Source organism: Blastococcus atacamensis (assembly GCF_002938425.1).
Lineage (GTDB): Bacteria > Actinomycetota > Actinomycetes > Mycobacteriales > Geodermatophilaceae > Blastococcus > Blastococcus atacamensis.
The window spans coordinates 16,473-32,141 of the sequence record NZ_POQU01000016.1; the positions used below are offsets into that span (position 1 = coordinate 16,473).

11 protein-coding genes are annotated in these 15,669 nt (G+C 73.2%); 10 read left to right on the forward strand and 1 reads right to left on the reverse strand.

The genetic code is table 11. From position 1 onward, the window contains the following. Window positions 1-3 precede the first annotated feature (3 nt). Complete coding sequence (locus tag C5508_RS06355) at window positions 4-2,025, forward strand: S9 family peptidase (protein WP_104524108.1); 2,022 nt, start codon at window positions 4-6, stop codon at window positions 2,023-2,025. 61 nt (window positions 2,026-2,086) lie between these two features. On the opposite strand, the gene C5508_RS06360 is transcribed toward C5508_RS06355, so the two are convergent. Continuing rightward, complete coding sequence (locus tag C5508_RS06360) at window positions 2,087-2,755, reverse strand: MBL fold metallo-hydrolase (protein WP_104524109.1); 669 nt, start codon at window positions 2,753-2,755, stop codon at window positions 2,087-2,089. A 47-nt stretch (window positions 2,756-2,802) separates the two neighbouring features. Here C5508_RS06360 and C5508_RS06365 point away from each other — a divergent pair, with 47 nt between their 5' ends. The 9 genes from C5508_RS06365 (at window position 2,803) to C5508_RS06405 (ending at window position 15,666) form a co-directional block, all read left to right on the forward strand. Next, entirely contained in the window at window positions 2,803-4,284 is a 1,482-nt protein-coding gene (locus C5508_RS06365) for an amidase (protein WP_104524110.1), read from the forward strand. Window positions 4,285-4,460: 176 nt separating this feature from the next. Next, on the forward strand, window positions 4,461-7,358 hold the full coding sequence (gene uvrA, locus C5508_RS06370; RefSeq protein ID WP_104524111.1) for an excinuclease ABC subunit UvrA: 2,898 nt from the start codon (window positions 4,461-4,463) through the stop codon (window positions 7,356-7,358). Window positions 7,359-7,501: 143 nt separating this feature from the next. Beyond that, window positions 7,502-7,807 (forward strand): hypothetical protein, encoded by a 306-nt coding sequence (locus C5508_RS06375; protein ID WP_104524112.1) that lies wholly within the window; start codon window positions 7,502-7,504, stop codon window positions 7,805-7,807. A gap of 143 nt (window positions 7,808-7,950) precedes the next feature. Continuing rightward, entirely contained in the window at window positions 7,951-9,987 is a 2,037-nt protein-coding gene (gene uvrC, locus C5508_RS06380; protein ID WP_104524113.1) for an excinuclease ABC subunit UvrC, read from the forward strand. A gap of 50 nt (window positions 9,988-10,037) precedes the next feature. Beyond that, the gene (gene rapZ / locus C5508_RS06385) at window positions 10,038-10,958 is read left to right on the forward strand and encodes an RNase adapter RapZ (RefSeq protein ID WP_232796956.1); all 921 of its coding nucleotides are present in this window, start codon (window positions 10,038-10,040) and stop codon (window positions 10,956-10,958) included. A 35-nt stretch (window positions 10,959-10,993) separates the two neighbouring features. Beyond that, window positions 10,994-11,926 (forward strand): gluconeogenesis factor YvcK family protein, encoded by a 933-nt coding sequence (locus tag C5508_RS06390; RefSeq protein WP_232796957.1) that lies wholly within the window; start codon window positions 10,994-10,996, stop codon window positions 11,924-11,926. Between the two features lie 134 nt (window positions 11,927-12,060). Continuing rightward, entirely contained in the window at window positions 12,061-13,044 is a 984-nt protein-coding gene (whiA, locus tag C5508_RS06395; protein ID WP_104524141.1) for a DNA-binding protein WhiA, read from the forward strand. A gap of 424 nt (window positions 13,045-13,468) precedes the next feature. Further along, a complete protein-coding gene (gene gap, locus C5508_RS06400; RefSeq protein WP_104524116.1) occupies window positions 13,469-14,473 on the forward strand; it encodes a type I glyceraldehyde-3-phosphate dehydrogenase in 1,005 nt (334 codons plus the stop codon). Continuing rightward, window positions 14,473-15,666, forward strand: coding sequence for a phosphoglycerate kinase (locus C5508_RS06405; protein ID WP_104524117.1), 1,194 nt, complete (start codon window positions 14,473-14,475; stop codon window positions 15,664-15,666). The genes gap and C5508_RS06405 overlap by 1 nt, the downstream gene beginning before the upstream one ends. Window positions 15,667-15,669 lie beyond the last annotated feature (3 nt).

Genomic DNA, 15,669 nt, shown 5'->3' on the forward strand with positions numbered 1-15,669 from the left:
GGCATGCGGCCGAACGATCTCGCGCTCCTGCGCGTCCCGGGGACGCCGACCGTCTCGCCGGACGGCCGCATCGCCGTCGTCGCCGTCAGCTGGCCGGACCTGGAGGCCGACGAGTACCGCAGCCAGCTCTGGGCCGTGCCGACCGACGGCTCCGCCCCGGCCCGGCCCATCACCTCCGGCCGGCGGGACACCGACCCGGCGTACTCGCCGGACGGCCGCTGGCTCGCCTACCTCGGGGCCGAGACCGGGGGGGAGCCGCAGGTGCTCCTCCTGCCCGCGGCCGGTGGTGCCCCGCGCCGGCTCACCGGACACCACCTCGGCGCCGGCGCGCCCGTGTGGTCACCGGACTCCCGCCGGTTGGCCTACGTCGCCCGCGTTCCCGAGCACGGCCGGTACGGCACGGTCGACGGCGTGGAGGCCGCGGCCGAGCCCCCGCGGCTGATCACCACGCTCCAGTACCGGAGCGACGGCGTCGGCTTCACCCGGGACCGGCCCAGCCAGGTGTTCGTCCTCGACCTGCCACCCGACTTCGCCGACGACACCGCGCCACTGCCGGAGCCGGTGCAGGTCACGACTGGCGCCGTGGACTGCGCCGACGTCACCTGGAGTCCCGACGGAGCGGAGCTGGCGTTCGTCTCGGCACGGCACGAGGGGGCCGACCGCGACCTCGTCCGCGACGTGTACGCCGTCGCCCTCGGGGGAGGCGAGCCGCGGCGGGTGACCGACGGCCGCGGATCCTGCGCGCGTCCGGCGTACACGGCCGACGGGGCCGGGATCGTCGTCACCGCCGTGCCCGACCTCGGCCCCGAGGGGCTGGACTTCGTGGCCCGCCAGGCGGTGCCCTGCCGGGTGCCGGGAGACGGCGGATCGCCCGAGCCGCTGCTGGACGCCGAGGTGCACCAACGCGGCGACGACACCCCGACCACCGTGCTGTCGGGCGACGCGGTGCTGGTCGGGGTGGAGCGACGGGGTGCGGTGGAGCTGCTCCGGGTGCCGATGACGGGGGGTGAGCCCGAGACGCTGGTCGACGGCCCGTTCACCGTGCGGGGGATCGCGGCGGCGGGCGAGGTCGTCGTCGTCACCGTGGCACACGACCGGTCGGCGGGGGAGCTGCTCGCGATCACCCCGCAGGGACGGCGGCTGCTCACCGGGTTCGGCCGCGACCTCGGCGCCACCGGCCGGCTGCACCGACCGGTCGAGCGGACCGCCACCGCGCCGGACGGGTACCCGGTGCACGGCTGGGTCACCACGCCGCCCGGGCCCGGCCCCCATCCGGTGCTGCTCACGGTGCACGGCGGCCCGTTCCGGCAGTACGAGCGCAGCCTGTTCGACGAGACGCAGGTGTACGTGTCCGCGGGGTACGCCGTCGTGCAGTGCAATCCGCGGGGCTCGTCCGGCTACGGCGCAGCGCACGGGCGCGCCATCCACCACGCCTGGGGCGGGGTCGATGCCGACGACGTGCTGGCCTTCCTGGACGCGGCGCTCACCGACGCCGCGCTGGACGCCGACCGCGTCGGGATCATGGGCGGCTCGTACGGCGGCTACCTCACCGCGCTGCTGCTCGGCCGCACCGACCGGTTCGCCGGGGCCGTGGTGGAGCGTGCGCTCACGGATCCGGCCGGCTTCGTGGGCTCGTCGGACATCGGCTGGTACTTCGCGGACCAGTACCTCGGGACCGACCCCGAGCGGGTGGCAGCCCAGACCCCCCGGGCATCCGCGATCACGACGCCCACGCTGGTGATCCACTCGGAGGCGGACTGGCGGACGCCGCTGGAGCAGGGGCAGCGGCTCTTCGTGGAGCTGCGGCGCCGCGGGGTGCCCGCCGAGCTGCTGGTGTTCCCCGGCGAGGGGCACGAGCTGTCACGGTCCGGGCGGCCGCGGCACCGGCTGGCCCGCTTCGAGCACGTCCTGCGCTGGTGGGACCGCTGGCTCCCCGTCAGCCGATCCGCCGCGCGCGTAGCTCCGCGTGGCGGTTCGGCGCACGACCACGACCACGGCCACGGCCACGAGGGCGACAGCGCCTGACGCTCGGTCCGTGAGGCGGCGGGGCCGGTTCTCGGACCGGCCCCGCCGTCGCGCGTCCGGGCTACCAGCCGCGGGCGCGCCACTCCGGCAGCGACGGCCGCTCGGCCCCGATCGTGGTGTCCTTGCCGTGCCCCGGGTAGACCCACGCGTCGTCCGGGAGCGAGCCGAACAGCCGCTCCTCGACGTCGTCGATCAGGCTGGCGAACCGCTGCGGGTCCTGCTGGGTGTTGCCGACGCCGCCCGGGAAGAGGCTGTCGCCGGTGAAGACGTGCACGCCGGCGTCCCCGGGACCGCGCCACACCAGCGCGATGCTGCCCGGGGTGTGGCCGCGCAGGTGCACGACCTCGAGGACCTGCTCGCCCACGGGGATGCTGTCGCCGTGCTCGACCGGGCGTTGCACCGGAACCGGGAGATCGGCGGCGTCGGCGGGGTGCGCGACGGTGACCGCGCCGGTGGCGGCGACCACGTCGGGCAGCGCGCGGTGGTGGTCCCAGTGCCCGTGCGTGGTGACGACGGTGCGCAGGTCGACGTCGCCGACGAGGGCGCGCAGCGTCTCGGGCTCGGCCGCGGCGTCGACCAGCAGCGCCTCGCCGGTGGCGGTGCAGCGCAGGAGGTAGGCGTTGTTCGCCATCTCGCTGACCGCGATCTTGCTGATGGTCATCCCGGGCAGTTCACGGACGTCGGCGGGGCCTCCGACCTCCACGTCCCCGGTGTAGGTCGAGGTGCTCATCCGGACTCCGTTCGGAAAGTGTCGGCGGTCGCCGTTACGGTCCAGGTATGGACGCTAGCGGAGGTGTCGGTACAGCTCAGGACGGTGCCTCAGCCGAGGACGGTGGCCCGTCCGGGGGCTCGGCGGCGACCGGGAGCGGCGCCGCGGGCACGGCGCACGTCGTCGGGCTGTCCGCCACGGAGATCGCGGCGAAGGTGCACGCGGGGGAGCTGACCGCGGTCGACGTGGTGCGGGCGCACCTCGACCACATCGAGGCGGTCGATGCCCGCATCGGCGCCTTCCGGGTGGTCCGCCGGGAGGCGGCGCTGGCCGAGGCCGCGGCGGTGGACGCCAGCCCGGCCCGTTTCGCGCTGCCGCTGGCGGGGGTGCCCGTGGCGATCAAGGACAACGTCGCGGTCTCGGGTGAGATCTGCACCGACGGGTCGCCCGCCCGCACCGCCGGGCCGGAGGGCAGGGACCACCCCGTGGTCAAGCGGCTGCGCAAGGCCGGTGCGGTGGTCGTCGGCATCACCCGCGCGCCCGAGCTGTGCCTCTACGCCGCCACCGACGGCCCCGGCACCGTGACCCGCAACCCCTGGGACACCGCGCTCTCGCCCGCGGGCAGCTCCGGGGGGAGTGCCGCCGCCGTGGCGTCGGGATCGGTGCCCATCGCCCACGGCAACGACGGGATGGGGTCGCTGCGACTGCCCGCGGCCGCCTGCGGGCTGGTCACCCTGAAGCCGGGGCGGGGTGTCGTGCCCGGTGGCATCGGCGCCGACGACTGGTCGGGCATGGCGGTGAACGGGGCCCTGGCGACCACGGTCGAGGATCTCGCCGTCACGCACGCGGTGCTGGCGGGGAAGGAGCCGGCCGGTCCGGCCGACCCCGGCCGTCCGCTGCGCATCGCGGTGAGCAGCCGCTCGCCGGTCCCCGGGGTCGGTGCCGACGCCGCCACCCGCGCCACCCTCGACGCCGTGGTGGTGCAGCTGCGGGCCGCCGGGCACACCGTCGTCCGGCGCAATCCGCCGATCACACCTGCCGCCGCGGCCGGGGCCCTGGTCCGCTGGATGGCCGGCGCGGAGGACGACGCCGAGTTCCTGGGCATCGACCGTGCCGCCCTCCAGCCGCGCAGCCGCACGCACGCCCGCATCGGCCGGGCGGTCCGCCGGTTGGGGCTGGTGCGCCCGCGCACGCAGGAGCGGTTCCGGGAGCGGATGATCGAGTTCTTCGACGACGTCGACCTGCTGCTCACGCCGGTCACCACCGGCCCGCCGCTGCCCGCACGGCCCTGGCACGAGCGCGGCTTCCTGGCCAACATCGCGGCCAACGCGCGCTGGGCGCCGTGGACCGCCGCGTGGAACCTCGCCGGCATCCCCGCGGCGGTCGTCCCGGCCGGGACGCGGCCGGACGGGCCCCCGGTGCCGGTCCAGTTCGTCGGGCCGCCGGGTGCCGAGGGGCGACTACTCTGGATGGCCGGAGAACTCGAGCGGTGGCTGCCCTGGCGCCGGTACGCCCCCACCTTCGACCCCACCGCCGCTCCGGTCGGTTGAGCGTCCGCCCGGGGTGCGATCCGGGCGTACCTCACACCTCCGGGCGGACGACCGCGGTACGCCCCGCGGTTGCACCCGGAGGACCGTGACCGGCCCAGCACGGCCGCCGCACCCAGCACCGACGCAGCGTCGACACCGACCAGCGACGACATCAACCAGCGACCGACAGGGATCACATGGACCGGCTCGTCGTCCGCGGCGCCCGAGAGCACAACCTCAAGGACGTCCACATCGACCTTCCCCGGGACGCGCTCATCGTCTTCACGGGGCTCTCGGGCTCGGGCAAGTCCAGCCTCGCCTTCGACACGATCTTCGCCGAGGGGCAGCGCCGGTACGTCGAGTCGCTGTCGGCCTACGCGCGCCAGTTCCTCGGTCAGATGGACAAGCCGGACGTCGACTTCATCGAGGGGCTGTCGCCCGCGGTCTCGATCGACCAGAAGTCCACCAACCGGAACCCGCGGTCGACCGTCGGCACGATCACCGAGGTCTACGACTACCTGCGTCTGCTCTACGCCCGCGCCGGTCAGCCGCACTGCCCGAACTGCGGCAAGCCGATCTCCCGGCAGACGCCGCAGCAGATCGTCGACCAGGTCCTCGGCATGGAGGAGGGCACCCGGTTCCAGGTGCTCGCGCCCGTGGTGCGTGCGCGCAAGGGCGAGTACGTCGACCTGTTCAGCTCCCTGCAGACGCAGGGCTTCTCCCGCGTCCGCGTCGACGGCGTCGTCCACTCGCTGACCGAGCCGCCGAAGCTCAAGAAGCAGGAGAAGCACACCATCGAGGTGATCATCGACCGGCTCACCGTCAAGGAGAGCGCCAAGCGGCGGCTCACCGACTCGGTGGAGACCGCCCTCGGTCTGGCCGGCGGCCTCGTCGTCCTCGACTTCGTCGACCTGGCGGAGGACGACCCACAGCGGGAGCGGACCTTCTCCGAGCACCTCGCCTGCGTCGACGACGGCCTCTCCTTCGAGGCGCTCGAGCCGCGATCGTTCTCCTTCAACTCGCCTTTCGGCGCGTGCCCGGAGTGCACCGGCATCGGCACCCGCAAGGAGGTCGACCCCGAGCTCGTCGTCCCGGACCCGGGCAAGAGCCTCGCGCAGGGCGCCATCGCCCCGTGGTCGAGCTCGATGAGCAACGAGTACTTCAGCCGGCTGCTGACCGGTCTCTCCCAGCAGATCGGTTTCTCCATGGACGAGCCGTGGGAGCGGCTGCCGGCCAAGGTGCAGAAGGCGATCCTGCACGGCTCACCGGACCAGGTGCACGTCCGCTACAAGAACCGCTACGGCCGCGAGCGCAGCTACTACGCCGCCTTCGAAGGTGTCCTGCCGTTCCTCGAGCGCCGGCACGAGGACACCGACAGCGACTACATGAAGGACAAGTACGAGGGCTACATGCGGGACGTCCCGTGCCCCGTCTGCCACGGCACCCGGCTCAAGCCGGAGATCCTCGCGGTGAAGTTGTCCGACCGCTCCATCGCCGAGGTGACCGGGCTGTCGATCGGCGAGGCGTCCCAGTGGCTCGGGGCGCTGGAGCTCGGCGAGCGCGAGGCGGCCATCGCCGACCGCGTGCTGCGCGAGATCCAGGCCCGGCTGTCCTTCCTCGTCGACGTCGGCCTGGACTACCTCTCGCTCGACCGGCCGGCGGCCACGCTCGCCGGTGGCGAGGCGCAGCGCATCCGGCTGGCCACGCAGATCGGCTCCGGCCTCGTCGGCGTCCTCTACGTCCTGGACGAGCCGTCGATCGGGCTGCACCAGCGCGACAACACCCGGCTGATCGAGACCCTCGTCCGGCTGCGCGACATGGGCAACACCCTCATCGTCGTCGAGCACGACGAGGACACGATCAAGGTCGCCGACTGGGTGGTCGACATCGGCCCGGGCGCGGGCGAGCACGGCGGCGAGGTCGTCGTCAGCGGCACCGTCGAGGACCTGCTCGCCTCCGAGCGGTCGCTCACCGGCGCCTACCTCTCCGGGCGCAAGCAGATCGTGGTGCCGGAAAAGCGGCGGGAGCCGACACCGGGCCGGGAGCTGGTGGTGAAGGCGGCCCGCGAGAACAACCTCCGCGGCGTCGACGTCACCTTCCCGCTGGGGCTGCTGGTCGGCGTCACCGGGGTCTCGGGCTCGGGCAAGTCGAGCCTGGTCAACGACATCCTCTACAGCGTGCTGGCCAACGAGCTCAACCGCGCCCGCCTGGTCCCCGGCCGGCACCGCACGGTCACCGGGCTGGAGCACCTGGACAAGGTCGTGCACGTCGACCAGTCGCCGATCGGCCGCACCCCGCGGTCGAACCCAGCGACCTACACCGGCGTCTGGGACCACGTCCGCAAGCTCTTCGCCCAGACCACGGAGGCGAAGATGCGCGGCTACCTGCCGGGCCGGTTCTCCTTCAACGTCAAGGGGGGCCGCTGCGAGGCCTGCTCCGGCGACGGCACGCTGAAGATCGAGATGAACTTCCTGCCCGACGTCTACGTCCCCTGCGAGGTCTGCAAGGGCGCCCGGTTCAACCGGGAGACCCTGGAAGTGCACTACAAGGGCAAGACGGTCGCCGAGGTCCTCGACATGCCGATCGAGGAGGCCGCGGACTTCTTCGAGGCCATCCCGGCGATCGCCCGCTACCTGCGCACCCTCACCGAGGTCGGGCTGGGCTACGTGCGGCTCGGCCAGCCGGCGACCACCCTGTCCGGTGGTGAGGCCCAGCGCGTGAAGCTCGCCAGCGAGCTGCAGAAGCGCTCCAACGGCCGGAGCGTCTACGTGCTCGACGAGCCGACGACCGGGCTGCACTTCGAGGACATCCGCAAGCTGCTCCTCGTGCTGCAGGGCCTGGTCGACAAGGGCAACTCGGTGATCGTCATCGAGCACAACCTCGACGTCATCAAGAGCGCCGACTGGCTCATCGACATGGGGCCGGAGGGCGGGTTCCGGGGCGGCACGGTCGTCGCCGAGGGGCCGCCGGAGTTCCTCGCGACGGTCGAGGCCAGCCACACCGGCCGGTACCTCGCCCCACTTCTCGACGCCGACGCGGTCGCCGCGGCCGCGGCCGGCCCGGTCAAGAAGCGGGCCCGCAAGAAGGCCAGCTGACCGCGGGGAGGACGGCCCGCGCGCCGATCGGGCGCCGGGCCCCTCCTTCCCCCGTCCCGAGGGCTTGTGAGAGAAGTCACTGGGAGCGTATCGTCTCTGTGACCGACATCACGGGGGCCGTCATGCCCCATGAGGAGGCCGCGATGAGCGCACTCACGCCGGACTGCGACCCGGACATGAGCCACTGCGGGCAGCCCTGGCAGGGCAAGGGGTCCCGGGGCTCGGGAATCCTGTCCACGGTTGTCCTGCTCGGGATCCTCGGGGTCTCGCTGGCCGTGGTGACCAAGGACGTGGTGGTCGACGCGTTCGACTTCGCCGCCGTTCCGGTCGGACTGCTCGCTGCGGCGCTCCTCGCCCGCCGGGTGGCCCGTCTGGTCGCCCGCGGGGCGACCGCCGCGGCCGCGCGGGTGCCGACCCTCGGGGTGCGCCGGTCCCAGCCGGTGGGCTGACCGCAGCTGATCGTCCTCTGGAGCGGGGCCCGGGTGGCCCCGCTCCAGAGGTGTGCCCGGGGACCGGTCGGGCGGCCGTGGCGCGTGAGACGGAAGGGTCCACCCTCCAGCGGCGTGTCGGCCCTGCGACCTAGGGTGGAGACATGCCCGATCCGTCCACCTACCGCCCGGCGGTCGGATCGATCCCGGAGAGCCCCGGGGTCTACAAGTTCCGTGATCCCAACGGCCGTGTCATCTACGTCGGCAAGGCCAAGAGCCTCCGCCAGCGGCTGAACAGCTACTTCGCCGACGTCGCCGGTCTGCACCCGCGCACCCGCCAGATGGTCACCACCGCTGCCGCCGTCGAGTGGACCGTCGTCGGCACCGAGGTCGAGGCCCTCCAGCTCGAGTACAACTGGATCAAGGAGTTCGACCCGCGGTTCAACGTCCGCTACCGCGACGACAAGAGCTACCCGTCGCTGGCGGTGACCCTCAACGAGGAGTACCCGCGACTGCAGGTCATGCGGGGGCCCAAGAAGAAAGGCGTGCGCTACTTCGGTCCGTACGCCCACGCCTGGGCCATCCGGGAGACCCTCGACACGCTCACCCGGGTCTTCCCTGCGCGCACCTGCTCCAACGGCGTCTTCAAGCGGGCGGGCCAGATCGGCCGGCCGTGCCTGCTCGGCTACATCGGCAAGTGCGCCGCTCCCTGCGTGGACCGGGTCAGCGCCGAGGAGCACCGGCAGATCGTCGACGACTTCTGCGACTTCATGGCCGGGCGCACCGACTCGATGATGAAGCGGCTCGAGCGGGAGATGGCCGAGGCCGCCGAGGCGATGGAGTACGAGAAGGCGGCGCGGCTGCGCGACGACCTGGGCGCCCTCAAGCGGGCCATGGAGAAGCAGGCCGTCGTCCTCGGTGACGGCACCGACGCCGACGTCGTCGCGTTCGCCCAGGACGAGCTGGAGGCCGCCGTGCAGGTCTTCCACGTGCGGGGCGGCCGGGTGCGCGGGCAGCGCGGCTGGATCATCGACAAGGTCGAGGAGGTCAGCACCGGCGAGCTCGTCGAGCAGTTCCTCCTGCAGGTCTACGGCGGGGTGGACGAGCAGACCGGGGTCGGCGAGGCAGGGGAGGCCGTGCCCCGCGAGGTACTCGTGCCGGAGCTGCCCGAGGACGCCGACGTCTACGTCGAGCTGCTCGAGGAGCTGCGCGGCGGGCGGGTGTCGCTCCGGGTGCCGCAGCGGGGCGACAAGCGCAGCCTGATGGAGACCGTCGAGCGCAACGCCAAGGAGTCCTTCGCCCGGCACCGGGTCAAGCGCTCCAGCGACCTCACCGCGCGCTCGCTGGCGCTCTCGGAGCTGCAGGAGGCACTGGAACTCCCGGACGCGCCGCTGCGCATCGAGTGCATCGACATCAGCCACGTCCAGGGCACGAACGTCGTGGCATCCATGGTGGTGTTCGAGGACGGGCTGGCGAAGAAGACCGACTACCGCCGGTTCTCCGTCACCAACGGCACCGACGACACCGCCGCCATGGCCGAGGTCGTGCGGCGCCGGTTCGCCCGGCACCTCAAGGACGAGGCCGACCGGCGCGACGAGCAGGGGGTCGCGGCCGAGGAAGGGCGGCCCCGCCGGTTCGCCTACCCGCCGAACCTGCTCGTCGTCGACGGCGGCGCCCCCCAGGTGGCCGCGGCCGCCCGGTCGCTCGACGAGCTCGGGATCGTCGACGTCGCCGTCTGCGGGCTGGCCAAGCGCATGGAGGAGGTGTGGCTGCCGGGGGAGAGCGACCCGGTGATCCTGCCGCGCACCTCCGAGGCGCTGTACCTGCTGCAGCGGGTGCGCGACGAGGCCCACCGCTTCGCGATCACCTATCACCGGCAGAAGCGGTCGACGAGCATGCTGGTCTCCCTGCTGGACGACGTCCCGGGCCTCGGCGAGACCCGGCGGAAGGCGCTGATGAAGCAGTTCGGATCCCTCAAGCGGCTGCGCGCGGCCACCGTCGAGGAGCTCATGGCCGTGCCCGGCATCGGACGGCGGACCGCGGAGGCCGTGCAGGCGGCGATCGCCGAACCGGCCGACGGCGAGGCGACGGCGGAGCCGGCCGTGGTCGAGACGACGCTCGGCCCCCAGAGCGCGGCGCAGCAGGGCACTCCCCAGGTCGGGTCCGGTGCCACCGCCGAGGTCGGCCGGGTGGCCTCGTGAGGGGCGAGCCGGACGGGAGCGAGGGCGCAGAACATCCGATGGTCGACGACGTGGCTCCTGTCGGTCCGCAGAACGGGTTGTCCTCGGCGCTGGACCCCTCGTCGACCGAGGTGCCGCCGCTCGAGGTCGTCGTCGTCACCGGTCTGTCCGGAGCCGGCAAGAACAGCGCCGGCCGGGTGCTGGAGGACCTGGGCTGGTTCGTGGTCGAGAACCTGCCGCCGGCGCTGCTGCTGCCGATGGTGGAGCTGGGCGCGCGGGGCGACGTGCGCCGCTTCGCCGCCGTCGTGGACGTGCGGAGCCGTGCCTTCTCCAGCGACCTGCAGGAGGCGATCCGGGTCCTGTCGGAGGCCGGTCACCGTCCCCGGGTGGTGTACGTGCACGCCCGCGACGAGGTGCTGGTGCGCCGATACGAGTCCAATCGTCGCGAGCACCCCCTGCAGGGCAGCGGGACGCTCACCGACGGGATCACCGCCGAGCGGTCCCTGCTGCGCGGCATCGCCGGCGAGGCCGACCTGTGGGTCGACACCAGCGATCTGAACGTCCACCAGCTGCGGGCGACCCTGGAGAACGCGTTCGCCCGAGAGGGTCGGACGCCGCCGCTCACCGCCACGGTGATGAGCTTCGGCTTCAAGTACGGGCTGCCGCTGGACGCCGACCTCGTGGTCGACGCCCGGTTCCTGCCCAACCCGCACTGGATCCCCGAGCTGCGGGCGCACACCGGTCGTGACCCGGACGTGCGCGACTACGTCCTCGGGCAGCCGGGGGCCGACGAGTTCCTCGACCGCTACATCGAGGTGCTCCGCCTGCTCGTGCCCGGGTACCGGCGCGAGGGCAAGCGCTACCTCACGTTGGCGGTCGGCTGCACCGGTGGGAAGCATCGCAGCGTGGCCATCGCCGAGGAGTTCGCCCGCCGGCTGAGCGCCGAGGGCGTCGCCGCCGTGGCGCGGCACCGCGACCTGGGCCGCGAGTAGTGGGCGGGGGACCGGTTTCCGGGCGTGCCCCCCGGGTGGTGGCGTTCGGCGGTGGCCACGGCCTGGCCGTGGCGCTGGCGGCCTGGCGGGGCATCACGCCGGAGCTGACAGCGGTGGTCACCGTCGCCGACGACGGCGGCTCGTCCGGCCGCATCCGCCGGGAGATGCCGGTGCTGCCGCCCGGCGACCTGCGGATGGCGCTGGCCGCGCTGGCCGGGGACGAGGAGCGCCAACAGACCCTCGCCGCCCTCTTCCAGCACCGCTTCGGCGGGAGCGGCGTGCTCGCCGGGCATCCGGTGGGCAACCTGCTGCTCACCGGCCTGGCCGAGTTGCACGGCGGGGACACGGTCCGGGCGCTCGACGAGCTGGGCGAGCTGCTCGGCGCCCGGGGCCGGGTGCTGCCGATGGCCGACGAGCCCCTGGACCTGGTCGCCCGCGTCGAGACCGCCGACCCCGACGACCCGGCCCGCGTGCGCACCATCCGCGGCCAGGTCGCCATCGCCGCGACGCCCGGGCGGGTCCGCGAGATCCGGGTGTCACCCGCCGATCCGCAGGTGCACCCCGACGTCCTGCGGGCGATCGCCGAGGCCGACGTCGTCTCGCTGGGGCCCGGGTCCTGGTACACCTCGGTGCTGCCGCACCTGCTCGTGCCCCAACTGCGGGCCGCGCTGGCGGCGGCGACGGCCCGGGTGGTGGTGGTGCTCAACCTCGAGCCGCAGCCCGGTGAGACCGACGGCTTTTCACCAGAGGAGCATCTGACCGTGCTGCGGGCCCACCTGGGCGGAGTGGCGTTGCACAGCGTGATCGCCGATGCTGAGTCCGTAGTTGACCGCCGTGGTCTTCTGGATGCAGTACGGGACTGCGGTGCCGAGCTCCTGCTGGCCTCCGTGGCCGAGCCGGACGGTGCGCCGCGGCACGACCCGGAACGGCTGTCGGCGGCGTTGGCGTCGGTGGTCGGTCGGCGGTGAAGGAGTAGAGCTGCTCGACGGGGTAACGGAAGGCACGGCCGCCTGGGCGGCACGAGGGGGAAGGGGACGGCGTAGATGACGCTGACCCGAACGCCGGGGACGACAGGCCCCGGGGCGACGTGGGGGTGGACAGCATGGCGATGACCGCCATGGTGAAGGACGAGCTCTCCCGGGTGGAGTGCACGAAGACCTCCGAGCGCAAGGCCGAGGTGACCGCGCTGCTGCGGTTCTCCGGCGGCCTGCACATCGTCGGCGGCCGCGTGGTGATCGAGGCCGAGCTGGACACCGGCTCGGTGGCCCGCCGGCTGCGCCGCGACATCAGCGAGGTGTACGGCTACACCAGCGGCGTGAGCGTGCTCGCCGGCGGCAACATCCGCCGCGGCGTGCGCTACCTCGTCCGCATCGCCAAGCACGGCGAGGGGCTGGCCCGGCAGACCGGGCTGGTCGACCAGCGCGGCCGTCCGGTCCGCGGGCTCCCGCCGGCTGTCGTGTCCGGCAGCATCAACGACGCCGAGGCCGCCTGGCGCGGCGCCTTCCTGGCGCACGGCTCGCTCACCGAGCCCGGCCGGTCGTCGTCCCTCGAGGTGACCTGCCCCGGGCCGGAGGCGGCCATGGCGCTGGTCGGAGCCGCCCGGCGTCTCGGGATCGCCGCCAAGGCCCGCGAGGTGCGCGGTGCCGATCGGGTGGTGGTGCGCGACGGCGACGCCATCAGCGCGCTGCTCACCCGCATGGGAGCCCACGACGCGGTGCTCGCCTGGGAGGAGCGGCGGATGCGCCGCGAGGTACGGGCCACCGCCAACCGGCTCGCCAACTTCGACGACGCGAACCTGCGCCGCTCGGCCCGCGCGGCCGTCGCGGCCAGCGCCCGGGTGGAGCGCGCGCTGGAGATCCTGGGCCAGGACGCGCCCGAGCACCTGCTGGTCGCCGGCCGCCTGCGGCTGGAGTTCGGTCAGGCCTCCCTGGAGGAGCTGGGCCAGCGCGCGGACCCGCCGATGACCAAGGACGCCGTCGCCGGTCGTATAAGGCGTCTCCTGGCGATGGCCGACAAGCGCGCGAAGGACCTCGGCATCCCCGACACGGAGTCCGTCGTCACCGACGACATGCTCGCCGAGCAGTAGTAGAAGGACCCCTGCCTCCCACGCCTCGCTCCGCTCGGCGCGGGTCCCTGCAGGGGGCCGTTCCAGCGCGTCACCTGCTCGGCGCGGGTCCCTGCAGGGGGCTGTTCCAGCGCGTCACCTGCTCGGCGCGGGTCCCTGCAGGGGGCTGTTCCAGCGCGTCACCTGCTGGCGGCGGCTCCCTGCGAGGGGGGCGCCGCATCCGCTCGCCTGGGCACGTCACCTGGCTCACCGTTCCGGGTCCTGGCTCACCACCGGTCATGAGCCAGGACCCGGAACGATCAGGTCGCCTGATCGACAGGGGTCGGGCTGTCGCTCGAACGGGCCGACCGGGAGCCGCGTCGGGATCCGCCCGATAGGGTCTGCTGCGAGCGAGGCCGCGTCGTCGCGGCACGGCGAACGTGACAGTTCCTATGGGAGGTCTGCAGTGACGGTCCGGGTAGGCATCAACGGATTCGGCCGGATCGGCCGCAACTTCTGGCGGGCCGCGGCGGCCAGCGGCCAGGACATCGAGATCGTGGCGGTCAACGACCTCACCAGCAACGAGGCCCTGGCGCACCTGCTGAAGTACGACAGCATCCTCGGCCGCCTCGGCCAGGACGTCGTCGCCGACGGCGACGGCATCACCATCGGCGGCAAGCAGATGAAGGTGCTGTCCGAGCGCGACCCCGCGAACCTGCCGTGGGCCGACCTGGGCGTCGACGTCGTCGTCGAGTCCACCGGCTTCTTCACCAAGGCCGCCGACGCCCGCAAGCACGTCGACGCCGGTGGCGCCAAGAAGGTCATCATCTCCGCGCCGGCGACCGACGACGACATCACGATCGTCATGGGCGTCAACGACGAGTTGTACGACGGCTCGCAGACCGTCATCAGCAACGCGTCCTGCACCACCAACTGCCTCGCGCCGCTGGCCAAGGTCCTCAACGACGCATTCGGCATCGAGCGCGGCCTGATGACCACGATCCACGCCTACACCGCCGACCAGAACCTGCAGGACGGCCCGCACAAGGACCTCCGCCGGGCCCGCGCCGCCGCCCTCAACATGGTGCCGACCTCCACCGGTGCCGCGAAGGCCATCGGCCTGGTCCTGCCCGAGCTCAAGGGCAAGCTTGACGGCTACGCCATCCGCGTCCCCGTGCCGACCGGCTCGGCGACCGACCTCACCGTGCAGCTCAGGACCGAGGCGACCGCCGACCAGATCGACGCCGCCTACCGCGAGGCCGCGGCCGGTCCGCTCGGCAAGTACCTCACCTACACCTCGGACGAGATCGTCTCCTCCGACATCGTCACCGACCCGTCGTCCTGCATCTACGACGCGAAGCTGACCAAGGTCTTCGGCCCCATGGCGAAGGTCCTCGGCTGGTACGACAACGAGTGGGGCTACTCCAACCGCCTCGTCGACCTCACCGCCCTGGTGGGCTCGAAGCTCTGATGCGTTCCGTCGACGACCTCATCGCCGAGGGCGTCTCGGGTCGGCGCGTGCTCCTGCGCGCCGACCTGAACGTCCCGCTGGACAAGCAGACCCGCGAGATCACCGACGACGGCCGGATCCGCGCCAGCCTGCCCACGCTGCAGGCGCTGCGGGAGGCCAGCGCGCGCGTGATCGTGGCGGCCCACCTGGGCCGCCCCAAGGGGACGCCGGACCCGCAGTTCTCCCTCGCGCCGGTCGCCGCGCGCCTGGGTGAGCTGCTCGGGGCCGACGTCCCGCTGGCGGGCGACGTGGCCGGGGACGACGCCCGTGCCCGGGCGTCGGCGCTGGCCGACGGTGACGTGCTCCTGCTGGAGAACGTCCGCTTCGAGGGCGCGGAGACTTCGAAGGACGACGCCGAGCGCGGCGAGCTGGCCGACCGGTTCGCCGCCCTGGCCGACGTCTACGTCGACGACGCGTTCGGTGCCGTGCACCGCCGGCACGCCTCGGTGTTCGACGTCGCCGAGCGGGTGCCGCACTACGCCGGCCGCCTCGTGGCCCGCGAGCTCGAGGTGCTGACCCGCCTCACCACCGAGCCCGAGCGGCCCTACGTGGTCGTGCTCGGCGGCTCCAAGGTCAGCGACAAGCTGGCGGTCATCGAGGCGCTGCTGCCCAAGGTCGACCGGCTGCTCGTCGGCGGCGGCATGTGCTTCACCTTCCTGGCCGCGCAGGGTCACGGTGTCGGAACCTCGCTGCTCGAGGCCGACCAGGTCGAGACCTGCCGCCGGCTGCTGGCCGAGGCCGACGGCCGGATCGTGCTCCCGACCGACATCGTGTGCGCCGACCGGTTCGCCGCCGACGCCGAGGTCAGCGTGACCCCGGCCGACGCCATCCCGGACGACCTGATGGGACTGGACATCGGCCCCCTCAGCGTCGACCTGTTCACCGCCGAGCTCGTGGACGCACGGACCGTCTTCTGGAACGGGCCGATGGGCGTGTTCGAGCTTCCGCCCTTCGCCGCCGGCACCCGCGGCGTCGCCGAGGCCGTGTCCGGAGTCGAGGGCCTCTCCGTCGTCGGCGGCGGTGACTCCGCCGCCGCCGTCCGGGCGCTCGGCCTGGACGAGGAGGCCTACGGGCACATCAGCACCGGCGGCGGTGCGTCGCTGGAGTACCTCGAGGGCCGGGACCTCCCGGGCCTCGCGGTGCTCTCGGACTGAACG